The sequence below is a fragment of the Streptomyces sp. AK08-02 genome (assembly GCF_033795085.1).
Taxonomy (GTDB): domain Bacteria; phylum Actinomycetota; class Actinomycetes; order Streptomycetales; family Streptomycetaceae; genus Streptomyces; species Streptomyces echiniscabiei.
Genome location: NZ_JARAZV010000008.1, coordinates 110,323 through 132,471, shown reverse-complemented (window position 1 = coordinate 132,471; position 22,149 = coordinate 110,323). Strand labels below are relative to the sequence as shown.

18 protein-coding genes are annotated in these 22,149 nt (G+C 70.2%); 5 read left to right on the top strand and 13 right to left on the bottom strand.

What is annotated here, in order from left to right; translation table 11 throughout:
• Window positions 1–288: 288 nt before the first annotated feature.
• Entirely contained in the window at window positions 289–1,473 is a 1,185-nt protein-coding gene (locus tag PV734_RS18170; protein WP_319290311.1) for an amidohydrolase family protein, read from the bottom strand.
• A gap of 613 nt (window positions 1,474–2,086) precedes the next feature.
• Entirely contained in the window at window positions 2,087–2,686 is a 600-nt protein-coding gene (locus tag PV734_RS18165; RefSeq protein ID WP_319290309.1) for a TetR/AcrR family transcriptional regulator, read from the bottom strand.
• Window positions 2,687–2,828: 142 nt separating this feature from the next.
• On the opposite strand from PV734_RS18165, the gene PV734_RS18160 reads away from it, so the two are divergent.
• Window positions 2,829–3,623 (top strand): alpha/beta fold hydrolase, encoded by a 795-nt coding sequence (locus PV734_RS18160; protein ID WP_319091276.1) that lies wholly within the window; start codon window positions 2,829–2,831, stop codon window positions 3,621–3,623.
• A gap of 91 nt (window positions 3,624–3,714) precedes the next feature.
• Window positions 3,715–4,086: an antibiotic biosynthesis monooxygenase family protein gene (locus PV734_RS18155; RefSeq protein ID WP_319091277.1), complete on the top strand. Its 372-nt coding sequence runs from the start codon at window positions 3,715–3,717 to the stop codon at window positions 4,084–4,086.
• 279 nt (window positions 4,087–4,365) lie between these two features.
• Here the strand turns inward: PV734_RS18155 and PV734_RS18150 are convergent, their stop codons facing one another.
• The 6 genes from PV734_RS18150 to PV734_RS18125 are packed head-to-tail and all read right to left on the bottom strand — an operon-like array spanning window position 4,366 to window position 12,278.
• Window positions 4,366–6,027 (bottom strand): (2,3-dihydroxybenzoyl)adenylate synthase, encoded by a 1,662-nt coding sequence (locus tag PV734_RS18150; protein WP_319290307.1) that lies wholly within the window; start codon window positions 6,025–6,027, stop codon window positions 4,366–4,368.
• Window positions 6,017–8,074, bottom strand: coding sequence for an acetate--CoA ligase family protein (locus tag PV734_RS18145; RefSeq protein WP_319091279.1), 2,058 nt, complete (start codon window positions 8,072–8,074; stop codon window positions 6,017–6,019). Before PV734_RS18145 ends, PV734_RS18150 begins: the two co-directional genes overlap by 11 nt.
• Window positions 8,071–9,624, bottom strand: a complete 1,554-nt coding sequence (locus tag PV734_RS18140) for an FAD-dependent monooxygenase (RefSeq protein ID WP_319290305.1) — start codon at window positions 9,622–9,624, stop codon at window positions 8,071–8,073. The genes PV734_RS18145 and PV734_RS18140 overlap by 4 nt, the downstream gene beginning before the upstream one ends.
• A 16-nt stretch (window positions 9,625–9,640) precedes the next feature.
• Window positions 9,641–10,366, bottom strand: coding sequence for a maleylpyruvate isomerase family mycothiol-dependent enzyme (locus tag PV734_RS18135; protein WP_319290303.1), 726 nt, complete (start codon window positions 10,364–10,366; stop codon window positions 9,641–9,643).
• Window positions 10,363–11,193 (bottom strand): fumarylacetoacetate hydrolase family protein, encoded by an 831-nt coding sequence (locus tag PV734_RS18130; protein WP_319290302.1) that lies wholly within the window; start codon window positions 11,191–11,193, stop codon window positions 10,363–10,365. Before PV734_RS18130 ends, PV734_RS18135 begins: the two co-directional genes overlap by 4 nt.
• Window positions 11,190–12,278 (bottom strand): cupin domain-containing protein, encoded by a 1,089-nt coding sequence (locus PV734_RS18125; RefSeq protein WP_415924227.1) that lies wholly within the window; start codon window positions 12,276–12,278, stop codon window positions 11,190–11,192. The genes PV734_RS18130 and PV734_RS18125 overlap by 4 nt, the downstream gene beginning before the upstream one ends.
• A 104-nt stretch (window positions 12,279–12,382) precedes the next feature.
• Here PV734_RS18125 and PV734_RS18120 point away from each other — a divergent pair, with 104 nt between their 5' ends.
• Window positions 12,383–13,156 (top strand): IclR family transcriptional regulator, encoded by a 774-nt coding sequence (locus PV734_RS18120; RefSeq protein WP_319290300.1) that lies wholly within the window; start codon window positions 12,383–12,385, stop codon window positions 13,154–13,156.
• A gap of 134 nt (window positions 13,157–13,290) precedes the next feature.
• Here PV734_RS18120 and PV734_RS18115 read toward each other — a convergent pair whose 3' ends face one another.
• Entirely contained in the window at window positions 13,291–14,496 is a 1,206-nt protein-coding gene (locus tag PV734_RS18115; RefSeq protein ID WP_319290298.1) for an amidohydrolase family protein, read from the bottom strand.
• Between the two features lie 505 nt (window positions 14,497–15,001).
• Between PV734_RS18115 and PV734_RS18110 the strand changes: the two genes are divergently transcribed.
• Entirely contained in the window at window positions 15,002–16,066 is a 1,065-nt protein-coding gene (locus PV734_RS18110; protein WP_319290295.1) for a quinone oxidoreductase family protein, read from the top strand.
• A 436-nt stretch (window positions 16,067–16,502) separates the two neighbouring features.
• Here PV734_RS18110 and PV734_RS18105 read toward each other — a convergent pair whose 3' ends face one another.
• From PV734_RS18105 to PV734_RS18095, 3 genes are all read right to left on the bottom strand, one after another.
• Complete coding sequence (locus PV734_RS18105) at window positions 16,503–17,606, bottom strand: alcohol dehydrogenase catalytic domain-containing protein (RefSeq protein ID WP_319290293.1); 1,104 nt, start codon at window positions 17,604–17,606, stop codon at window positions 16,503–16,505.
• A complete protein-coding gene (locus tag PV734_RS18100; protein ID WP_319091288.1) occupies window positions 17,606–18,595 on the bottom strand; it encodes a hypothetical protein in 990 nt (329 codons plus the stop codon). Before PV734_RS18100 ends, PV734_RS18105 begins: the two co-directional genes overlap by 1 nt.
• A gap of 92 nt (window positions 18,596–18,687) precedes the next feature.
• Window positions 18,688–19,431 (bottom strand): hypothetical protein, encoded by a 744-nt coding sequence (locus tag PV734_RS18095; RefSeq protein WP_319091289.1) that lies wholly within the window; start codon window positions 19,429–19,431, stop codon window positions 18,688–18,690.
• A gap of 382 nt (window positions 19,432–19,813) precedes the next feature.
• Between PV734_RS18095 and PV734_RS18090 the strand changes: the two genes are divergently transcribed.
• Window positions 19,814–21,553: an FAD-dependent monooxygenase gene (locus PV734_RS18090; RefSeq protein ID WP_319290291.1), complete on the top strand. Its 1,740-nt coding sequence runs from the start codon at window positions 19,814–19,816 to the stop codon at window positions 21,551–21,553.
• A gap of 10 nt (window positions 21,554–21,563) precedes the next feature.
• Here the strand turns inward: PV734_RS18090 and PV734_RS18085 are convergent, their stop codons facing one another.
• A complete protein-coding gene (locus PV734_RS18085; RefSeq protein WP_319290289.1) occupies window positions 21,564–22,148 on the bottom strand; it encodes a helix-turn-helix domain-containing protein in 585 nt (194 codons plus the stop codon).
• Window position 22,149 lies beyond the last annotated feature (1 nt).

Below are 22,149 nucleotides of genomic sequence, written 5' to 3'. Positions count from 1 at the left end.
CGAATGCAGCCAGCGTACGGTGTCCGTCGTGAGCGGCGACGCATTGCGGGCCGGCCTCACCAGCGAGCGCCACGCCGCCGGGTCACCGGGTCACCGAGCGACTCGATGACGGGCAGATCACGCACCGGCTTCCCGGTCCTCCGTGTCGCGTTCGCCCGACCGGGCGAACGCCATCTCCGTCGATGGCCTCCCCCGTCGGCCGGCGCCGGCCTTCGCGCAGAGCCCGTCCGCGCCCGCGCCCCTTGGCGGGGCAGCGGGCGGCGGGCCGGGCCGGCGTACGGTCGCGGTTCAGCGAGAGCCGGAGCGGCGTATGCGCGCCTTCAGCTTCGGGAACTGCTCAAGGGCGTTGTCCCGCTCCAGAGCGATCCGCCCGCGCCGGCTGTAGATCTCGCCGACGGTCGGCTCGGGGTCGCCCGTCCTGAGATTCGGCAGGCTGCCCTTCAGGAAGGGCATCGTCTCGACGTTGTCGGCCGCGTAGAGGTGGCGGGTCGCCGGCCAGTCGCTGCCGAACATGATGTGGCTGTCGGGCACCAGCGACGACAGCGGCTGCAACTGCGCGGCGGTGAACGCCTGTGCGTTGTCGAAGTACATTCGCTTCATGTACGTGAGGGGGCCTTCGGGCAGCACCTCGTTGAAGGGCGGGAAGGCCGAGTGCCGGGTCGCGAGCCGGAAGGCCAGGAACGGCAGTGCCCCGCCGCTGTGGGTGAAGTGCCAGCGGATGTTCGGGTAGTCCCGCAGGACACCGTTGTAGATCAGGCTCGTCATGGCACGGGTCGCGTCGAAGTTGTACTCGAAGACGTTGTTCCCGGCCGGGATGTCGGGACCGAAGCACAGCTTGGGAGCCGGGTTGTTCTCCGGACCCGTCGGGTGGACGTAGACGTAGGCATGGCGGTCATTGAGGATCTCGTACAGAGGCGCGAACGAAGGGTCCCCGAGGTAGGTGCCCTTGTAGTTGGTGAGCAGGCAGATGCCGTCGAGGTCCAGCTCCCCGAGCGCGCGGTCCACCTCGGCCACCGAGCCCTCGATGTCGGGCATCGGGGTGACCGCGAAGATCCCGAACCGGTCACCTCGGGTCCGCACGAGGTCGCGGGCGTAGTCGTTGACCGCGCGGGCGGTCGCGCGCCGGTCGTCGACGGGGCCGACAGTGACCTGGAGGTCGCCGAACGACAGGACGCTGGCCTGGATCCGGTACTGGTCCATGAAGGCCACGTGCCGCTCGACCGACCAGGGACCGTACGCCCCGGTGATGGCGCCGAGGAGGCCGTAGCGCTTGAGGTAGTCGTTGTACACGTCGGGCGAGTAGTGCGCGTGGGTGTCGATACGCCAGTTGCCCTTCGGCAGTCCGTGGCCGGACGATGCCACCTCCGGACTGGCCATGGCAGCAGGCATCGTGGTCGCGGCAGCCGTGACGAGTGCCGCGACCGATGCTCCTTCGATCATCCTTCGACGCGAGATGTTCCGTCGCAGATTCATTTCGGTTCTCCTCTTCATTCCGTTGTGCGAGTCGGTTCGTCTGTGTGTGTGCTGCGTGCGTGTGGCTGCGTGCGTGTGTGCGTGCGTCACGACGCCGTCGCCAGGCCGGTAGGGGCCCGCGCGGAAGGGCGATGGTCCTCGCCGATGCGGAGACCGCTCTCTCCCGGGTCCGGCGCTCAGGCGTGGGAACCCGCGGCACCGCCGTAGCCGCGTAGGCCGGCGGTTCCTTCACACACCGGGTCATCGCCGAGCTCGTGTCCAGCCGGCTCCATGTGCCTGGTCGGCCTCACACCAGGGGACACGCCGGTCACGACGGACCCGGACAGCGCGGTGCCGACCGCCGAAGTCAGGTGCCGCACAGCGGGGTGGTCGGCGTTGTCCACCGGCGGGACGGGGAGTACGTGCATGACCGCCAGACAACAGCCGCCCCATAAAGCACGTACCACTCGGCGCATGAAGCCTCTGTGAAGCCGATCGCCGCACCGGCGACCGTACCTTCGAGAGCGGACGGCGAGGCTCACTCGACAGGGGCGGCGATGACGGGTCGTCAGGAGCCCGGTCCAGCTGCCCGGACGCGGTTGTTCCCCTCCGTCAGGAGCTTTCGGTGGGACTGCTACCGGGAGTCCTGCGGTGCGTCGGCAGGCCGCAGCGTGGTGAGCCATTGGGTGACGACGGCGTCGATGAAGGCGTCGGTGACCAGGCCGCGGTCGAGGAAGAGCCGGGCGAGGACGGGCCCGTAGAGCAGGGTGAACTCGTCGTCGCTGATCTGGATGCCCGAAGGCTCCAGCAGCTTGTTGAAGCCGACGTAGCGGTCCTCGCCGATGCGGACGAGCGCCCGCGCGCTGTCGGGGTCGTGGTCGGCCTGGGCGGTGACGGCCAGAGCCGCGGCTCGCACGGACGGCACGGTGACGCCGGCGCGCAGGCTCTTCAGCCAGGCGGTGGCCACCTCGCGCACGTCGCTGCCCGGTTCGGGGTAGGTGCCGAGGTCGGGGCCTTCGAGGACGAGGTCGAAGAGCAGCGCGGCTCGGGTGGGCCAGTGCCGGTAGAGGGTCTGGCGGGTGACGTCCGACCGCTCGGCCAGCAGGGCGTAGGTCAGTCCGGCCGGTCCGACCTCGGGCAGCAGTTCTCGCGCGACGGCCAGCACGCGATTGCGGGTGCGCTGTACACGCGGGTTGCCCGGAGTCGGCTGACGGCGGTGGAGGGGCTGCTTCATGCCGCCACCCTACCCACACATCATACGACGCGTGTGATTGACGTCACAGGCGGCAATCATACGCACTGTGTGATAGACCTGAGGGAGTAATCACACGCACTGGATGATTCTCGCGTGTAGACGATTCGAGAGGCAGACACCCATGTCACCCCGCAACCTCACCGCACCCACGTTCGCCCGCACTCGCCTCGGCTCCGGCCCCGGCCTGCTCCTCGCCCACGGCGCCGGCAGCAGCCTGGCCGGCACCTACGGCCCCGTCCTGGAAGCCCTCGCCGCCCGCCACACCGTCGTCGGCATCGACTACCCCGGCAGCGGCGACACCCCCCGCTCCACCACCCCGCTGTCCGTCGACGACCTCGCCGACCAGCTCGTCGCCGCCGCCGACGCTGAGGGCCTCGACCGCTTCGCCGTGTCCGGCTACTCCCTCGGCGGCCCGGTCGCCATCCGCGCCGCCACCCGCCACCCCGAGCGCGTCACCTCATTGGTCCTGACCGCCGCCTTCCCGCACCGCGACAACCGGCTCGCTCTCGCCTCCTCGATCCAGAGCAGGATCGCCGCGTCCGGCGACCGCGAACTGCTCGCCGAGTTCCAGCTCATGGTGGCCCTCGGCACCCAGGCGCTGGAGTCGATGCCGGCCGAGCAACTGCGGCAGACCCTCGGCTACGTCGCCGCCAGTACGGTCGACGGCAGCTCCGAGCAGACCGACCTCGTCGGCCAGGTCGACGTCCGGGACGACCTCGCCGGGATCACGGTCCCCACTCTGGTCGTCTCGACCACCGACGACCGCCTCGTCTCCAGCGCCCTGCACCGCCGGCTCGCCGAGACCATCCCCGGCGCCCAGCTCGCCGAGATCGCCACCGGCCACCTGCCGATGCTGGAGCGGACCGAGGAGTGGCTGAAGCTCATCACCGACTTCCTCGACAAGCACCACGCCTGAACACACACCACGGGCGGCACCACAGGGCCCGGCCCCTCACCCGGACCGCCTCCTGACCACAACTCACCACACGCGAGTACGCGGAGGAACCATGCTCAAGTTCGGCCGACTCGACGAGTCCGTCCACTTCCACGACCAGCAGAAGGAGGAGGCCGGCCCGGTCACCATCATCAACACCTTTGTCGCCCCGGAGGGCAAGGAGGACGAGGTGGTGGCCGCCTGGAAGGACGACGCGGAGTACATGCAGAGGTCGGGGAGCCTCCTCTCGGTGCAGCTGTACCGGGGTACAGCCGGCAGCCGGCTCTTCACCAACGTCGCCGTCTGGAAAACCACCGAGCACCTCCGTACGGCGCTCGGCACACCGGAGTTCGCCTCGCATCTGGCGGGCTACCCTGCCGGAACCGTGGCCTACCCGCACCTCTACCAGAAGTTCGCCGTAGAGGGCGTCTGCGACGGGGAATGACGACCGTCGGCCGGTGCTCGAAGTACCCGGCCCGGTCCGCACGGAGAAGGACTCGGCGGCAGGACGTACGAGGCGTACGAGAGGACGCGGGTCGCTGGTCACCGGCACGGGTTCGTCCCGCTGCCGGTCCGACGGCCGGGACACGGGTCGACGGCGACGGCGGTACCTGGAGCCGTTTCCCAGGTACCGCCGGACGGCCGGCGAAGCCGATCGGCTCCCTCCGGGGAAGCGAAGGTCACCGTGACGCCGCCGGCCCGTCCGCCGGCGCGGCGAGCGCCGTCACACCGCCTCGACGGAGTCCGCCTCGCCACGGACGACCTCCCGCAGACGCTTCTTGTCGATCTTGCCGACCTTTGTCAGCGGCAATTCCTCCACGACCAGCAGGTCTTCCGGGAGCTTGTATCGCGCCACCTGCATCGCGGTGAGGGCGGCACGGACCGATTCGAGGCTCAAGCGGGTCCCCGGCTCGACGACCACGACCGCGCACACCCGCTCCCCCAGGTCGGGGTCGGCCTTCGCGACAGCCGCGACGCGGGCGACACCGGGCAGACGGTAGATCAGGTTCTCGACCTCCTCGGCGGAGATCTTCTCGCCGCCCCGGTTGATGAGGTCCTTGTCCCGTCCCTCGACGACGAGATTGCCCGACGGACGCAGCCGGACGATGTCACCGGTGCGGTACCAGCCGTCGGGGGTGAACGCTCGGGCGTTGTGCTCGGCGGCCCGGTAGTAGCCGCGTGGGGTGTACGGGCCGCGGGTGAGCAGCGCGCCCATCTCGCCGGGCCGGACCGGCTCGTCGGAGGAGTCGACGACGAGGATCTCGTCGTCCGGGCACATGGGGCGCCCCTGTGTCTCGATCTTGAGCTCGTCGGGGTCGTCGGGGCGCGTGTAGTTCAACAGCCCCTCCGCCATGCCGAACACCTGCTGGAGCGTGCCACCGAGCACGGGTTCGGCGCGGCGGGCGACCTCCGGGGCGAGACGGGCGCCTCCCACCTGCAACAGCCGTAGTGCGGGCGGGGCGGGGTGGCGGCCGGAGGCCACCGCGTCGATCCAGCGCTGGACGACGGCCGGTACGGCGGCGGTGGCCGTCACGCCCTCGGCCGCCATGAGGGGCAGCACCTTGGCGGGATCCGGGGTGCGGGCCAGGACGACCCGGCCGCCGTTCATGAGGGTGCCCAGGATGCCGGGGCAGGCCAGGGGGAAGTTGTGTCCGGCGGGCAGGGCCACCAGGTAGACGGAGTCGGCGTCGAGGCCACAGACCTCGGCGCTGCGCCGCGCGTTGTACTCGTAGTCGTCATGGGTACGGGTGATGAGCTTCGGCAGTCCGGTCGTACCGCCGGAGAGCAGGAAGACGGCGATGTCGCCGCTGTCCGGGGCGATGCCGTCGAGCCGGGCCCGTGCGCCGGCCGGGTCGGCGGCCGGTTCGGCCAGGGTGCGCAGGTCCGTGGCGTCGGTACCGGCCGTGTCACCCGCGACGAGCAACAGCCGTACGCTCGGGGTGTCTTCGGCGATCTCCCGTCCCAGGGCCTGGTGGTCGAAGTCGCCGAGTCGGTCCGGTACGGCGATCGAGGTGACCTCGGCATGAGCGGCCAGGTAGCGCAGTTCGTGACCCCGGTGCGCGGGCATCGCCATCACGGGAGCGATGCCCGCCCGCAGACAGGCGAGGGTGAGTGTGACGAACTCCCAGCCGTTGGGCAGCTGGACGAGCATCGCGTCCCCGGACCTGAGACCGCTGTCCAGCAGACGGCAGGCCAATCCGTCTGCCCTGTCGACGAGTTGACGGTATGTCAGACGCGTGTCGCCGTCCACCACGGCCACCTTGTCCCCGTAGGTGTCCGCCCATTCGTGAAGGTACGAGCCGAGCGGCCTGCCACGCCAGTACCCGGCCGCGCGGTAGCGGTCGGCCGCCTCCTCGGGCCAGGGTACGAATCCCTCACGCGTCATCGGATCCTCCTTGATCCCGGGGGTCACGCAGCAGCAGTACGGCGTCGAGCGCGACGAGGTCGCCGTCGGGCAGGACGCGCAAAGGGTTGATCTCGCACTCGGCCACGGCGTCGTCGGCGGCGAGGGAGGCCAGGGCGAGCAGCACGTGGGTGAGTCGCGCGCGGTCGACCGGGGCGGCGCCTCGCGCGCCGAGGAACAGCCTGCGGATGGCGAGCTCGTCGAGCATCGCGTGGGCCTCGTTCTCGGACAGGGGCGCGAGGCGCAGGGAGACGTCGCCGAGGATCTCGGCGGCCGTTCCCCCGGCGCCCAGAGCCAGCACGGGGCCGAAGACCGGGTCCCTGCGTACGCCGACGATGAGTTCGGGACCCGCGGGGGCCATCTGTTCCACCAGCAGCGCGGGGCTCGCGGGCATACGGGCGAGGGCTTCGTCGAGTTCCGCGTGCGTGCGGATGCCGACCTGGACCCCGCCGACCTCCGTCTTGTGCAGGATCTCCGCGTCGAGGATCTTCACGACGACCGAGCCGCCGAGCTCGTCGAGAGCGGCGTGCGCCGCGGCGGGGCCGGCGCACACGCGCCGTACGGGCGTGTTGATGCCCAGGTCGGCGAGGACGCCCTTGGCCGTGTGCTCGTCGACCGGTCCCGGCGGGGGCAGGGCGGGTGCGTCGGAGGCGGTGCGGACCGCCTCCGGTCGAGTGCGCGCGGCCGCGTCCTCGACGAGCGCGCGCACCATCGTCGATCCGGCGGCCGGTGTGGCCGCGCAGGGAATGCCGGCTTCGCCGAGTTCACGGCGGGTCCGCCGCACCTGCTCCACGGGTCCTCCGACGACGGCGACGAGCGGGGTGGCCGTACGGGCGGCGGTCAGGGCGGCCGGGAGGTCCACGGTGGTGGGTTCCAGCAGCCCGTAGACGGCGGTGACATCGATACGGGGGTCCTCCGAGACCCGCTCCACGATCCGCGTGATCGTGGGTGAGGGCCTACCGGTGTCGACGGGGTTGTTCAGATAGGTGAGGGCCGGGAGCAGCTCGCGCAGCTCCTTCACCGTCCGTTCGACCAGCGGGGGAACCTGGATGTCGTGGGAGCGCAGGTCGTCCGTGAGCAGCAGACCGGGTCCGGCCTGGGCGGTGACCAGGCCGACGCCCGCACGGGGATGCGCGGGGAGTCGTACGCGGCTGAGCGCGGTGACGGCGTCGACGAGGTCGCGCTCGTCGTCGACGAGAACGGCTCCGGCCTGGCGCAGGGCCGTCCTGGTCACGCGCCAGGAGGTGGCCAGGGCGCCGGTGTGGGAGCGGGCGAAGTCTCCGATGTCGCTGCGGCCCACGACCAGGGCCACGACGGGGACCCGATCGGTCAGACGCCGTACCGCCTCGGTGAGTCGGCGGCCTTCCGCTGCGGTCTCCACGTGCAGGGCGACGGCCCGTACGCCGTCGTCCTCCGCGAGGTGGTCGAGGACGTCGCCCTGGGTGACGTCCAGGCTGTTGCCGAGGCCGACCCCGAGGCGCAGGCCGACGCCGGCCTCGGCCAGGGCGAACGCCAGCGCGTGGTTCACGCCGCCGCTCGCGGCCACGACCGCCACCGGCCCCGGCTCCAGGTCGGGCGCCCCCGGGACGAAACTGGCCGTGAGCCGTCGGTGGGGGACGAGGAAGCCCGAGGTGTTCGGTCCGAGGACCCGGATGCCGGTGTCCCGTACGACCTCGGTCAACGCCTTCTGGTGCAGCGGACCGTCTCCCCCGGCTTCCGCGAAACCGCCGGCGCACACCAGTGCGGCGCGGGCGCCGACGGCTGCCGCCTCGCGCAGGGCGTCGGCGGTCACGGCCGCCGGAATGCAGGAGACGACCAGGTCGGGTGTGGTGCCGTGGGCCGCTGCGGCCTCGCCGACGGTGGGGAAGAAGCCCCGATCGGGGTCCGGGCGGCCGGAGTTGACCTTCATCACCGGCCCCGGGAAGGAGGCCAGGGAGTCGGCCATCGCCGCGCCGAGCTTCCCGGGCGTGGCCGATGCGCCGAGCACGGCGATGGCTCGGGGGGCGAACAGCGCTTCCAGGGCGGTCAATTGGTGCCTCCGACGAGGTCGGCCCGGCCGGAGAGGACGAGCGTGGTCGCGGTGTCGTCGTCGTACGCGCCGACGACCGCGGCGGGCAGGCCGTGCCCGAGCCGGGCCTCCTCCGCGACCAGTACGCGGGTCAGCGCCGTACCGCCGCGTACACCGACGAGCAGCGCGCCCGCCTCCGCCGTCTCACGCACCTGGTCAAGAGCGAGCGGCAGGCCCTCCTCGGTGTCCGGGGCGTCGATCCACACGCCCGCTCCCGACGGCTGCCCGCTGAACGGGACCATCGGGATGCCGGTGCCGTCGGTCCCGGTCAGGAGGTCGTCGTCGACCGTCACCCGCCGCGAGGGAAGGCGGTACGGCCCGGCGCCGAAAGGCGTCCGCAGGGGCTCCGCATCGTGGCGGCCCCGCCACCACCCGTCGACGCGGTCCACGTACGACGCGTCGCGCACGGCGAGTTTGCCCCGGGGGATGCTGCGGGTGAGGAAGTGGAGGGCGAACTGCGTCGGATCGTCGAGCGTATGGACGTAGCGGCCGAAGTGCTCCCACCAGGACAGGCTGGGCCGCGCCGAGTTCTGGATCCTCTCGACCTTGGGGCGGCGGCGCTCCTCGTAGATCTCCAGTGCCTCCGGCACGCTGTGCGACGTCTCCCCCAGGGCCTCGGCCAGCGCGACGGCGTCCTCCATGGCCATCTTGGTGCCGGACCCGACGGAGAAGTGCGCGGTGTGCGCGGCGTCGCCCAGCAGCACCCACTTGCCCCGTCGCCACGAACGGGCCCTGCGGGTGGCGAAGTTGGCCCAGCGGGAGTTGTTGCCGACCAGCGGGTGCCCGTCGATCTGCTCGCGGAACAGGTTCTCCAGGTAGCTCTTGGTCTTCTCGTCACTCGGGCCCGGCGGGGTCGACGGATCGAAGGCGTCGAGCCCTGCCCTGGCCCAGGAGTCCGCGTCGGTCTCGACGATGAAGGTGCTCAGCGAGTCACCGATCGGGTAGGCGTGGGCGGCGAAGACACCGTGGGGGCCGTCCTGGTGGACGAACGTGAGCCCGTCGAACGCGCAGGTGGTGCCGAACCAGATGAACTTCGCGCTCGCCACCTCGGCGGTCGGTCCGAAGTCGTCGGCGAACAGGGTGCGGAAGCGGCTGTTGGCGCCGTCGCACACCACGACGAGGTCGAACTCGTCCAGCTCGGCGGGATCGCGGACCTCGTGCTGGAAGCGCATCCGCACGCCCTCCGCGCGGGCCCGTTCCTGCAGCAGGCTCAGCAGCGTCCTGCGGACCACGGCCGCCATCCCCATGCCGCCGACACGCTCCCGTGCGCCGTGCACGCGGACCTCGATGTCGTCCCAGTGCCGGCCGTGCTTCTCCAGCGCCTCGCTGAGGACGGGGTCGGCGGCGTCGATGGCGTCGAGTGTGGCGTCCGAGAAGACCACTCCGAAGCCGAACGTGTCGTCGGGACGGTTGCGTTCGAAGACCACGACCTCGGCGCCGGGCCGGCTCCGCTTCAGCAGCGTGGCGAAGAACAATCCGCCGGGACCCGCGCCGATGCAGGCAACTTTCATCGTCTTTCCTTCGTGCTCACAGCCACGCGGGCAGCTTCGGCAGGGATCTCCCGCCGGTCGGGTGCAGGGGGCCGGGCAAGGGCCGCCCGGTCACGTAGGCGGCCAGGCTGGGCAGGTCACCGCTGACCACGGCCGGCTCAACGCCGTCCGAGTCGCCCAGAAGCCAGGTGTGGGCGCCGTCCTCGGACCGCAGCCGGACGGAGGGACAGTCAGGTCGCCCCCGGAAGGAGGCGGCCACGTCGTCGACGAGGGCCGCGCACATGTCGTGCGGTACGTCGTCAAAGCTGGTGTCGATGTCCATGTCGACGGCGTGGATCCATACCTCGCGCGCCCGCATCCAGGGCACCTGAGAGGCAGCCACCTCACGGCCTCGCGCGGTGCGGACGGTCACCGCCCAGCACTCGTCGGGCAGCGCGGCGAACTCCTCGGCGAGACGGTCGTCGGCCACGAGCAGTTCGGCACGCAGCTTTTCCGCCGGCTGCCGGGCGCCCTCCTCTATCTCCCGTGCACGCTGGTCGCCACTTGCGTACATGGGCGTCTCGACACCGGTACGCGCCCAGGTCAGCAGGTTGACGAGTGCGTCGGCGTTACGGGCGACATGGGCGACGACGTGGGCGCGGCTCCAGCCCGGCAGATACGAGGGCCTGGTGAATCCCGGGTCGGTCAGCCGGTGCACGGCGGCTTCGAAGGCCGCCGTGCCCTTGGCCGCCTGCTCCAGCACCACGGCCGGGCCTGCGCTCACCGCGTCTCCCGGCGGCAGGTGTTGCGGGTCTCGCCGATTCCCTCGATCCGGGTGACGAGGAGTGAACCGTCCTGCAGATAGCGGGCGGGCTTGCGGGCGTGGCCGACCCCGCCCGGGGTCCCGGTGGCGATCACGTCGCCGGGCACCAGGGTGACGATCTCGGACAGGTACGCGACCAGCGTTGCCGGGTCGAAGACAAGGTCACCGGTGTCGGCCTTCTGGACCGTGTCGCCGTCGACCTCACAGGTCAGGTTCAGGCCCTGGGCGGAGACCGCGGGCTCGTCGGCGGTCACCAGCCACGGTCCGATGGGGGTGGTGGCCTCGAAGGTCTTGCCCTGGTCCCACTGGGTGGTGCGGTACTGCCAGTCGCGCGCGGTGACGTCGTTGAGCACGGTGTACCCGGCGATCGCGGCCCGCGCCCGCTCCGTGTCGGCGTGCCGGACCTCGGCCCCGATGACGACGCCGAGTTCGGCCTCCCAGTCCATCTGCGCGGACCCGGCGGGCAGGGTCACGTCGTCGTAGGCACCGACCAGCGCTCGCGCGAACTTGGAGAACAGCGTGGGGTGCGAGGGGAGTTCGCGGCCCATCTCCAGTATGTGGGTACGGTAGTTGAGACCTACGCACACGACCTTCTCCGGCGCGACGACCACGGGGGCGTAGTCCAGGGCACCTTCGTACGTGTCACCGTCGGCGTCCGCGGCACGCGTCGCCCAGTCGCTGTGGCGCAGGAAGGCCACCAGGTCGCTCTCGCCGAGGTCGACGGCCTTGTCCTCGTCGACACGGACGGCGCGCGTGGTGCCGTTGACCCGGATGGTGGCGAGCTTCACTTGTGTTCTCCTCGGGAGGTACGGGCGAGACCGAGGGCCTCGTAGACGGGCTCGTCGCTGAAGCGGAAGAGGTCGACCTGGGTGCGGGCGGACAGCGAGACCTCGCACCAGGACGGGACGACGAACAGGTCGCCCCTGGCTATCTCGAAGGTCTTGTCGCCGACCTGCGCGACCGCCTCACCGTCGAACACCTGCCAGACCGCGGAGCCGACCGTGCGCACCGGGGCGGTCCGGGTGCCGGCCCGCAGTCGGCGCATCTCGGTGCGCATCGTGACCAGGGCGTCCCTGCCGGTGGTGGGGTTCGAGAAGCGGACTCCGGCGTGCCCGGGCTCGAGCACGCCGGGGACGCCCTCGTCCTCCAGTTCCAGCTGGGCGGTCAGGGCCGCGTCGGTGTGTTCCCAGCGGTACGCGTTCAGCGGGGAGTTGGGCTGGTCGGGCCGGCTGATCGGGCGCAGCCCGGGGTGGCCCCACAGTCGCTGGCCGCGTGAGCGCTCGGGGGTTTCGCGGGTGGAGAGCTCGTCGGGGCCGAACTCGAAGAAGCCGGCGTCCAGCTTGGAGACGAGCGGGATGTCGAGGCCGTCCAGCCAGGCCATCGGCTCATCGGTGACGTTCTGGTGCTCGTGGAAGGCCCAGCTCGGCGTGAGCAGCAGGTCACCCCGCCGCATCGCCACCGCGTCCCCGTCGACGTTGGTCCAGACGCCCTCGCCTTCGACCACGAACCGGAAGGCCCCCTGGCTGTGCCGGTGCGAGGGAGCGACCTCGCGCGGCCCCAGGTACTGGATCGCGGTCCACAGGGTCGGGGTGACGTAGGGAAGGCCCGGAAGGCCGGGGTTGGAGAGGGCCATGGCGCGGCGCTCGCCGCCCCGGCCCACCGGCACGAGCTCACCGGAGCGCTGCGCGATGGGCAGCAGCTCCGACCACCGCCAAAGGTGCGGAACAGCTGCGGGCTGCGGCGACATCGGCATCAGGCCGTCCACCTGCGTCCACAGCGGGATCAGGCCCGCGTCCTCGAAATCCGCGTACAGCTCGTCGAGCAGCTTGCGCTCGGTCTGTTCGCTGGTGGTGTCGGTCACGAAAACCTCCAGGTCGTGTGTTCGGCGACCGCAGGAAGAAGCGCGGTTCGTCGAGCTGTCCCTGACGCTACGTGCAGTTTCCCCTGACAGGAATCTCCGATGGTTATGATTCCTCTATGGAGAATTCAGCGGATCATCCGCCCGGCCCCTCGTATCCCGTGAGCGCCGCCGGCAACGCCCTGCGCGTCGTCCGGCTGCTCCACGAGCTCGACGAGCTGCGGGTGATGGACGTCGCCGACCGGCTCGGTGTCGCGCGCTCGACCGCTCACCGGGTCCTCGCGATGCTCGTCTTCGAGGGATTCGCCGTGCAGGACCGCCACAAGGTGTACCGGCCCGGGCCGGCTCTGCAGGCGATCAGGGGAAGCCAGTCGGCCCCTCCCCCGGATCTGATCACCATCGCCCACCCCCATCTGCAACGGCTGGCGGACGCCGTCCGGGAGACGACCCACCTGATGGTGCTCGAGGGCAACGGCAGCCGCTTCCTGGACGGAGTGGAGGGCCCACAGGCGCTGCGCGTCAGCTACCGCACCGGCACGCTCCTGCCCGCGCATGTGACCTCGGGCGGCAAGGCCATGCTCGCGGCACTGCCGGCGGACCGGCTCCGGGCCCTCTACCCCAACGGGCTTCCCGAGGACCGGGCCAAAGCTCCCAAGGACTTCGAGAGCCTGGTGAACGAGCTGGTCTCCGTGCGCCGCCACGGCTACGCCCTCAACTTCCAGGAGAGCGAGCGCGGAGTGCACGCCGTCGGCGCGTGTGTGCGTGACCGCACCGGCGCCGCGGTGGCCGCCGTGGTCGTGGCGGCTCCGTCCGTCCGCTGCAACCGCGCACGGCTCGCCGAATTGTCCCAGCCTCTCCTCACGACCGCGCGGGACATCGGTCAGGGACTGTGAAACGGCAGCGGCGCACGCCACCTCGACCCACAGGGTGGCGCGCGCCGTCGCAGTCGTCGAGGAATGCCGCACGACCTCCGCGAAAAGGCCCCGGTGAACGCGCGGTTGCGGTCAGAGTCCCGAACGATCTCCGGTCACAGCCTCAGAACGCGTTCGGCGTTGCCGTGCGCGATGCTCGCGAGGTCGGCCGGCGCGTACGGTGCCGAACGCAGGAACGCCACCGCCTCGGCGCTGGACTCGAACGGGTAGTCGATGGAGAACAGCACCCGGTCGACACCGACGGCATGGACGGCTCCCAGCAGCGCGGCATGGGACATGACTCCACTGGTGGTGGCGTACACGTTGTTCCGCAGGTAGTACGAAGGCTGGTGCCGCACCCTCTTCTCAACCGGAACCTGGACGGGGTAGCGACTGTCGAGCCGAGCCATCTGGAACGGCAGCAGCTCACCCATGTGACCCAACATCACTGACGCGCCCGGGAACTCGTCGAACACGCCGCCGTAGATCAGCCGGAGCGCATGGGCGCCCACCGTCGCGGTCCAGCCCCAGGACGGCCCGACCAGCAGGGGATACCCGTCGAAGACCCGCCAGTTGTCGGCCGGAATGACAGCCGGATGCAGATACAGCGTCACGCCGAGGCGCTCCAGCTCGGCCCATACGGGCCTGAACTGCGGCTCGTCCAGGTAGTGCCCCCGCACATGGTCGTTGTACAGCACACCCTTGAGCCCGAGCTCCTTCACCGCCCGACGCAGCTCCACGACCGCGGCCTTCGGGTCCTGCAGCGGAAGCACCGCGAAGCCCGCGAACCGGTTCGGATGACTGGCGACCACCTTGGCCAGACAGTCGTTCACCCGCCGCGCGACGGCCACCGCCTCCGCCGGATCCTCGATCACTTCCAGGCCCGGCGTGGAGTACGAGAGGACCTGCATGGCGACGCCGTTGGCGTCCATGTCCGCCAGCCGCAGCTCGGTCACGTCGTCCAGGCGCCGGAACCACTCCCGCTTGGTCTCCTCCGTCGCCTCCAAACGCTGACGGATCGCTGCCTCCTGCCGGATGACTCCGGGAATGGAGAACGCTTCCTCCACGGCCACGATGCGCATCTTCTTCTCCTTTTTGGCGTTCCGATGGTCTTTCGAGCCGCCGACCGTCATGGAGTCACGGCTGCCAGGGACCACCTCCGCGGCGAGCGCGGGTTGCCCCGCGACCAGACCGCCGGACACGGCGGCCCCTCCGGCAGCGGCAGTGGCGGCGATGAATCTTCGCCGGGTGGACTCGGCTGGAGGCTCGGCGCGGGGCTCACCGGGCGGATTCACGGCTCGGAAGGGACGGTCGTCGGGCATGTCCACTCTCCCTCTGGGACGCGCGGGTGATTGCCAGGGGCCTGCCGATGGGGGTCGCGCTCCGCGAGGGTGCGCGTCGTTCGCGATCAGGCCGACGGCCCTTCGAGCCGCAGCCGTCGAAGGCATGGCGACAGGCAGGGGGTGGGCGGTGCGATCGGCTCGCAGAGTCGACGGGCCGCGCCCTGCGACCGGGTCGCACTCCAGAGCGCTCCTGGGTGACGTGGGGCGGCTCCCCACTCCCTCTCTTGAACTGGAGCCAAGCTAGTTCTAGGATATTTTCCAGTCAAGACCAGTAAGGTAGCCATATTGGCTCGACCTTGTCTCATGACTCGCAGTCAAGAAGCCGAGCGGTCTGTCCATCTGTAACGACCGCCACGCCAGGCCTCACAAGCGGGCCAACCCGGATCGTCAGACTGGTCGGTTTCCTGGTCCGCCCCCGATGAACCGCGTCGGCGGCTGTGCCGGGCCTGCGATGAACCGCGTAACGATCCGAAGGAACGTGAGAGTGGAACAGACCATGATGGCGGTCCGCCTGTTCGAACACGGCGGGCCCGAGGTGCTCAAGTACGTAGAGGCACCGATCCCCGGCATCGGCCCCGACGACGTCTTGATGCGCGTGCACGCCACGGCCGTCAACAGCTGGGACCTGCGCTACCGCGCGGGCAACCTGCCGCAGCCGCTGCCGGGACGGCCGGCCTGGCCCCTGCCGTTCCAGCTCGGCCGTGACGCGGCCGGTGAGATCGTCGCCACCGGCGAGAACGTCACCCGCTGGCGCCCCGGCGACAGGGCGGTCCAGCTTCCGCACCCGCCGTGCCGCAACTGCGCCCTGTGCGTACGCGGACTCGAGAACCTGTGTGTCGACACCGCCTATCCCGGACACCAGGTCTTCGGCGGATACGCCCAGTACGTCGCGCGCCGCCAGGACGCCGTCCTGCCCATCCCCGACGGCGTCGACTACGAGACGGCGGCGGCCACCATGTGGACCTACACCACGCCGCTCAACTGCGCCCGGCAAGCGCCCGTCGGCCCCGGCGACACGGTGGTCATCACCGGCGCCAGCGGCGGAATGGCGATCGCCTGCGCACAACTGGCCAGGCTGAGCGGAGCCACCGTCATCGGCACCACAACCAAGCCGGACCGCGACGAGGCACTCCGCAGGCTCGGCTACGACCACATCGTGCACTCCACCGATCCCCGGATGCCGGCACAGGTACGGGAGCTGACCCACGGCCTGGGCGCCGACGCCGTCTGGGACTGCGTCGGCGGCAACGAATTCTTCCAGCTCTCCCTTGCCTGCACACGCCTCGGCGGCACGGTCATCGTCCTCGGCACACCGACCGGCCAGGGATCCCGTCTCGAACTGGACGCACTCGCTGTCATCGGCCAGCAGGTCAAGATCGCCGGCGTGCGCGGCGCCACTCTGCGCGACCAACAACTGTGCCTGGAACTGCTGGCGGACAAGAAGATCACCCCGATCATCGACCGCGCCTACCCCCTCGAAGAGGCAGCCGAAGCCCACACCTACCTCGAAAGCCAACGCCAGACCGGCAAGGTGATCCTCCTGCCCTGACACCCAGCCGACTACCGAAGCTGCGCGGGGTGTCTCCCCTCCTTCGGGGAGGCACCCCGACCGCGTCGAGAACGCTCGGTCTCGCGCGGCGGACACGCCGACCGCTTCCTCAGGAGACGCGGGATCACGGTCGGGCAGCATCCGCAGGACGTCACCGAGGCCGCGCAAGTCGACAACGGCGGCTTCGGCGACCCGTTCCCGCCCCGCCCCGCCGGTCCGTGCAGCACGGCCCGAACCCGGAACGGAGTTCGCGGCGCGGCCCCCAGCGCGTACACACCGCGGAGCCCGGCCGCCCCGGTCACCGCGATCAGGGGCGGTTCCCGGGTGCGTTCGGGCTGCGTACGGCTTCCGATTCGGGCATTTTCCCGGCCTCCTCCCTGCCTCCTCCCGCGTTGCGAGGCGGATCCGCGGAGCCGTGACGTGCTCGTGCGTCGGGTCAGGGGTTGATCACGGTCATCCACATCGGGTCGTCGGCACGTCGCTCTGTGGCGTCCACGGCCTTGAGCGCTTCGGCGAGCGGGAACCGATGGGTGATGAGCTCGTCGGCGGTGAGGGTGCCTGTCTCGAGCAGCCGCAGGACATCTGTCGTGTCCTGGCGGGTGCACGCGCGAGTGGTGACGAAACGCCAGCAGTGCATCATCAGGGCGATAGGGGGCAGCGACAGCGGGGTGGAGTTGGCGCCCATGTGCACGACTGTCCCGCCGGTGGCCATGCCGGCCATGGTCTGGCTGAGGGCGGGACCCTCCGGGATGAAGTCGATGACGGCGTGGGCTCCCGCGGGTGCCAGCCGGCGCAGCCTGCGGGTGAGAGTGCCGTCGGTCGACCAGCCCTCAGGGAGTTCGTCGAGTGCGACGATGTCGGCCGGAATGCCGCCGGCGAGCCCCGCGACGCGCTGGAGACGCTGTGTGTCGCGGCCTACGAGGATGAGACGGGCGACTCCGAAGTGCTCCGCGAGTTTGACCGTCGCGGTTCCCATGGTGCCGGTCGCGGCGGTCACCACGAGGGTGGCCCGTTCCGGAAGGTCGGCGCACTTGAGTGCGCGCACGGCGTTGGCCAGATCCTGGACCTTGGCCGCGACGTCGAAGCTGACGGAGTCCGGCAGGGAGTCGATCAGCCAGTGCGGGACACGGACGTACTCCGCGAGTCCGCCGTCGTGGTACTGCTCGTACAGGGGCATCGGAGCATCGCCGAAGGCGGCGTGGCCCAGCATGGCCTGCTGGTCACACATCATGTCCCGGTCGGTACGGCAGTAGTCGCACTCACGGCAGTTCAACAGGGGGTGGACCCGCACCCGGTCGCCGACCGCGTGGCTGGTGACGTCGCGGCCGACGGCGGAGATGACGCCTGCGGCCTCGTGGCCGAGGGTGGTGGGCAGGTGCTTGATCGCCCCCATCTGGAGCAGGCGCACGATGCCCGGCGCCAGGCCGGCGGAGGCGACCTTCACGACCACATCGAGCGGACCTGGCTCGGGGACGGGTATCTCGTCCAGGACGAGCGCTTCGGCGCCTTGGTGCGCTCGCAGGGCAAGCATCGTGGCCATCAGCGGACCTCCACGGTGAGGCTCGGAAGTTGTTCGGGGGTGTAGGCGTTCGCCGTCCGCGCGGTCTCGGCGACCTGTCGCAGTTCCTGGTGCGAGAGGAGACTGACGTAGTCGCCGGGCTCGGTCACGACGCTGGTGTGGGAGATCCCGAGCGGGATGCGGACGAAGTCACCCGGCTCCAGGTCGACGATGCCCCGCTGGGTGATCAGCGTGCGGTGGCCATGGGCCTGGTACTGGATTTCGTCGGCGTCGAGGGTGCGCCGGTAGCGGCGCGGTCCGCCAGGGGTGGTGGCGACCATGCCGAGGCGGATGCGATCGGTCGTGTACAGCCAGGTGACGTCCTGACCGGGATCGGCCCGGAGCACCGTCATCCGCTGGTCCTCCTGGTGCACCTGCTCGAGCAGGAGCTGTTCGTCGACCCCGAAGACGGTGACGTCGTGGCCGGCCGCGGCCATGCACTGGGTAATCGCCTCGTTGGCCTCGCCGGGCTGCCAGCCGGGAAAGGGCGGGAACACGGCCCCCGACTCCCGCTGGGCCGGCGCAAGCTCGGTGACCGGTGCGGGGATGTAGAACAGCAGGTGGCTGTCCTCGCGGCCGTAGTTGTCGTGGGCGACCCCGCGCGGGATACGGGAGAACTCGCCCGACTGGAACTCGATCACGCCGAGTTCCGACATCAGTGTCCGCTCGCCGCCGATCTGGTAGGAGATCTCGTCGACGTCGCAGTTGCGGTGGTAGAACGGCTGCCGGCCGTCCATTTTCTGCCACTCGACACGGATCTCGTCGTTCTCGTAGACATCGCGCGGCCGGGCGAATGCCTCCGGCTCGTACTGCTGCGGGTAGTGCACCACGGTCAGCGGCGGGTGCTCCGCCCACAGCTTGACGGGCACCTTCGGGGGATGCGGCGGCGAGAGAAGCAGGTGCTCGTCGCGGGCGACGCTGCGCAACGGATGGTCGGAGCCCAGGACCATGACATCTTCAACGACACTCACGGGGACCTCCTTGTCCTTGGGTGAATGAGTGGATCGACCCGGCTGAGGGGGAATGTGTGCCGCGGTCTGTTGCCCGAAGCGCACGGCGGTGCTCACCTCTTTCGGCCCCAGTACATCTCGATGCCCTTCCATTCCATGACCTGAGGGCTGTCGACCTTGTCCCCGAACGCCTCGCGGATCTGCTCTCCGGAGTAGTAGGGGATGTCGTCCACCGGGACGTGCCCGAAGAGTTTGTCGAACCACTGCCGAAGGTGGACGTCGGAGTCGACACGGGAGTAGAACGTCGCTCCCTTCAGGACCGCTTCGGCCAGCACGATGCGTCGGCCGGGCTTCATCACCCGCAGCAGGTCCGCGGCCGTCTCGGCCCAGTCGTCACAGTGCTGTGTCGCCTGCAACACAGCGACGCAGTCGTATGCCTCGTCGTCCACCGAGTCCGTGTACGACCAGCGCCAGCAGCCGACCTGGCCGTTCCGGCCGGGAATCTTGCCCAGGACGGCGTTTCGTCCGTCCCTGATGATCTCCACGGTGTCGATGACGCCCTCCGGTCCCACCAGGGCCCGCATGTCCTCGACCCACCCGGCGGGCGCGATGCCCTCACCGATGAGCAGAACCCGGTCTCCGGCACGGAGTTCGAGGAGACCGTAGACGATTTCGGAGATCGGCCGGGCCAGCTCCTGCCAGATGTACGGCAGGCCGCCGGCGATGCCCATGGCCATTTCCCACTTCACCCGCTGCTCGATGTCGTGGACCTCAGGACCGAAACGCTCCTCGTCCCACGGCTGGATGTACTCCCACGGGTCTCCGCCACCGAAGCTGTCCCTGGTTTCCGCACTCATGTCGTCATGTCCTCCGTTGACTGCCGGAATCGTGTGGTGAGGGCGGCATTTCTCCGGCTGGAACGCCGCCGCCGACGCGCCCGGTCCCTCAAGCGCGGATGTTGACCGGGGCTCCGACATCTCGATCTCGACGCGCACCTCGGTGCCCCGTCGATCTGCGAGGCGCAACGGGGTCGATGTCGTGTTGGTATCCGACAACCAGAGCCAGGCAGTGGCTCCCGGTATCGCTGTGACCAGCGGGAGGCGCCATGACGCCCCCTCTCTCTTGAACCCAAGACGAGCGTAGCACCGCACGCGATCGGTCAAAAGTCTTGTGTTTTTGCAGGTCTTCCATACATCGACATGCGCGTGTAATTCTGACCCAGGTTCAAGAGATGGGACCATGAGTGGTCCGACCCTTACTCAGGAAGGCAGATCCTCAATGTCTGACCAGCACGAGAGAGCCGCATCCCGGCGTGTCCTGGTCGTGGGAGCAGGGCCAGTGGGCCTCGCCCTCGCGACCGAGTTGGGGTGGCGTGGAGTACCGGTCACCGTGATCGATCAGGGCGACGGCCAGGTGCCCTTTCCAGCGGGTGAAGCGATCTTTTCGCGCACCATGGAACATCTCCGCCGCTGGGGTTGCGCGGAAGAGGCCCGCACGGAGTCGGCACCGCCCCCGGACTACCCGCACCGCACGGTGTTCGCCACCTCCGCCACGGGGCGTGTCCTCACCGACTTCGACTACGGCGTCACCAACCGGTCTTCGGGCGTGTACACCCGGCTGACGCCGGAGGGTCCCGCGTTCCTGTCCAAGTTCTCCTTCGTACCGTTGCTCGCGCGCACCGCCGGCGAACTGCCGGGAGTCGAGATCAGGTACGGCACCCGTCTGGAGACGACGGAGCAGGACTCCGAGGGTGTCCTGGCCGTGGTGCGCGACGTGGCGAGCGGTACCACCGAGACGCTGGCCGGCACGTATCTGGTGGCCTGCGACGGAGGCCGCAGCGGCATCCGTCGGGCACTCGGCATCGAGTTCGAGGGCATGTTCGCCCAGGGGCACAACTTCGCCGTGCACTTCCGTGCGCCACAGCTACTGGACCTGCTGCGGGAGAAGCTGGGCGGCCCCGCGGTGCAGATCCACACCCTCGCGTCCGCGCGCAGGCCGTACATCACGGTCGTCAACGGCGTGGACGAGTGGCGGCTCTCGGTCTACCTGGACGAGGAGCCCGACCCCGATGACGCGGTCGCCTGGATACGCGAGGCCGTCGGTGCGCCGATCGACGTGGAGATCCTCGCGGCGCAGCCCTGGAGCGGACACTGCGTCGTGGCCCGTACCTACCGCGAGGGGCGGGTCTTCCTCGCGGGCGACGCGGCGCATCTGCTGTGGCCCAAGGGCGGCTTCGGAGCCAACACCGGGATCGGTGACGCCGTGGACCTCGGCTGGAAGCTCGCCGCGACACTCCAGGGGTGGGGAGGCCCGGCGCTCCTGGACAGCTACGAGCGGGAGCGGCGGCCGATCGCCGTCCGCAACGTCACCGAAGCGTCCAGCAACTGGAGGGCCGACGCGCAGCTCGTCCCCGATCCGGCGCTCGATCGCCTGGACGCGGAAGGCGAACGGCTGCGACGTGAGCTGGGCGAGGAGATCCGCCGGTCCCGGGCCAAGGAGTTCCGCTGCACGGGCGTCCAGCTCGGATACCGCTACAGCGGCTCCCCGATCTGTGTGCCGGACGGCAGTCCGGAGCCGCCCGACGAGCCGGACGAGTACGTACCGTCGACATGGCCCGGCTGCCGCGCACCGCATGCCTGGCTGCCCGACGGCGGTTCGGTGCTCGACCACTTCGGGCGCGGGTTCACGCTCGTGGTCTCGGGTTCCGCGGACCCGACGCCCCTGGTGGAGGCCGCCCGCGGGTGTGGTGTGCCGTTGACGGTGCTGCGCCTCGCCGACCCGGCCGCCGTGGAGTTGTACGAACGGCCGCTGGTGCTCGTCCGCCCGGACGGCCACGTCGGCTGGCGAGGCGGACAGGCTCCCGTGGATCCCGCCGCCGTGCTCGACATGGTGCGCGGGGCGACGCACCCGCCCCTGGACCCGGAAGCGGCCGGTACAGGGCGGGCGGTGTCAGCGGGGGTCGGGCCTCACCTCGTCTGAGGTACCGCGCTCAGCGCTTCCGCCCCTTGGCCGCTGAACTCCGTGCCGTGACGGACTCCAACAGAAACCGGATCATCTCGTGGGCCGGTCTGTTCCAGTCGTTGGGCACGTGCGCCCCTTCGAAGACGGCGACCGCGACATCGCGCACGAGCTTGGCATCGATGCCGGGGGCGTCGTCGAGGCCGCGCTCGGCCAGGAACTCGTCGACCAGTCCGACGATCCAGTTCAGGAAGGTGTTGTGGGCCTCGCGAACCGCCTCCGAATGGGGAAGCCGGTCGTGCATGGCCTGGTGCAGCGGCCGGGAGTAGCGCATGTCGGACAGCCCGCGCACCAGGCGGCTCAGTGGGTCGGCACCGGCCTGCTCCTCGTTCAGGATGCGGATCTCGCGACTGAGCATGCGGTTGATGGCGGCGGCGAAGATGTGGTCCTTGGAGTCGAAGTACCAATAGACGTTGCCCCGGGCCACGCCGGCGGCGGCACTGATGTCCGCCATCGTCGTCTTGTCGTAGCCCTTCGCCAGAAAGAGCTCGGTGGCCGCGGCTAGCAGATCACCCGTGCGCTCCTCCCGGGGGATCTGCTGGCGGTTCCGCGGCATC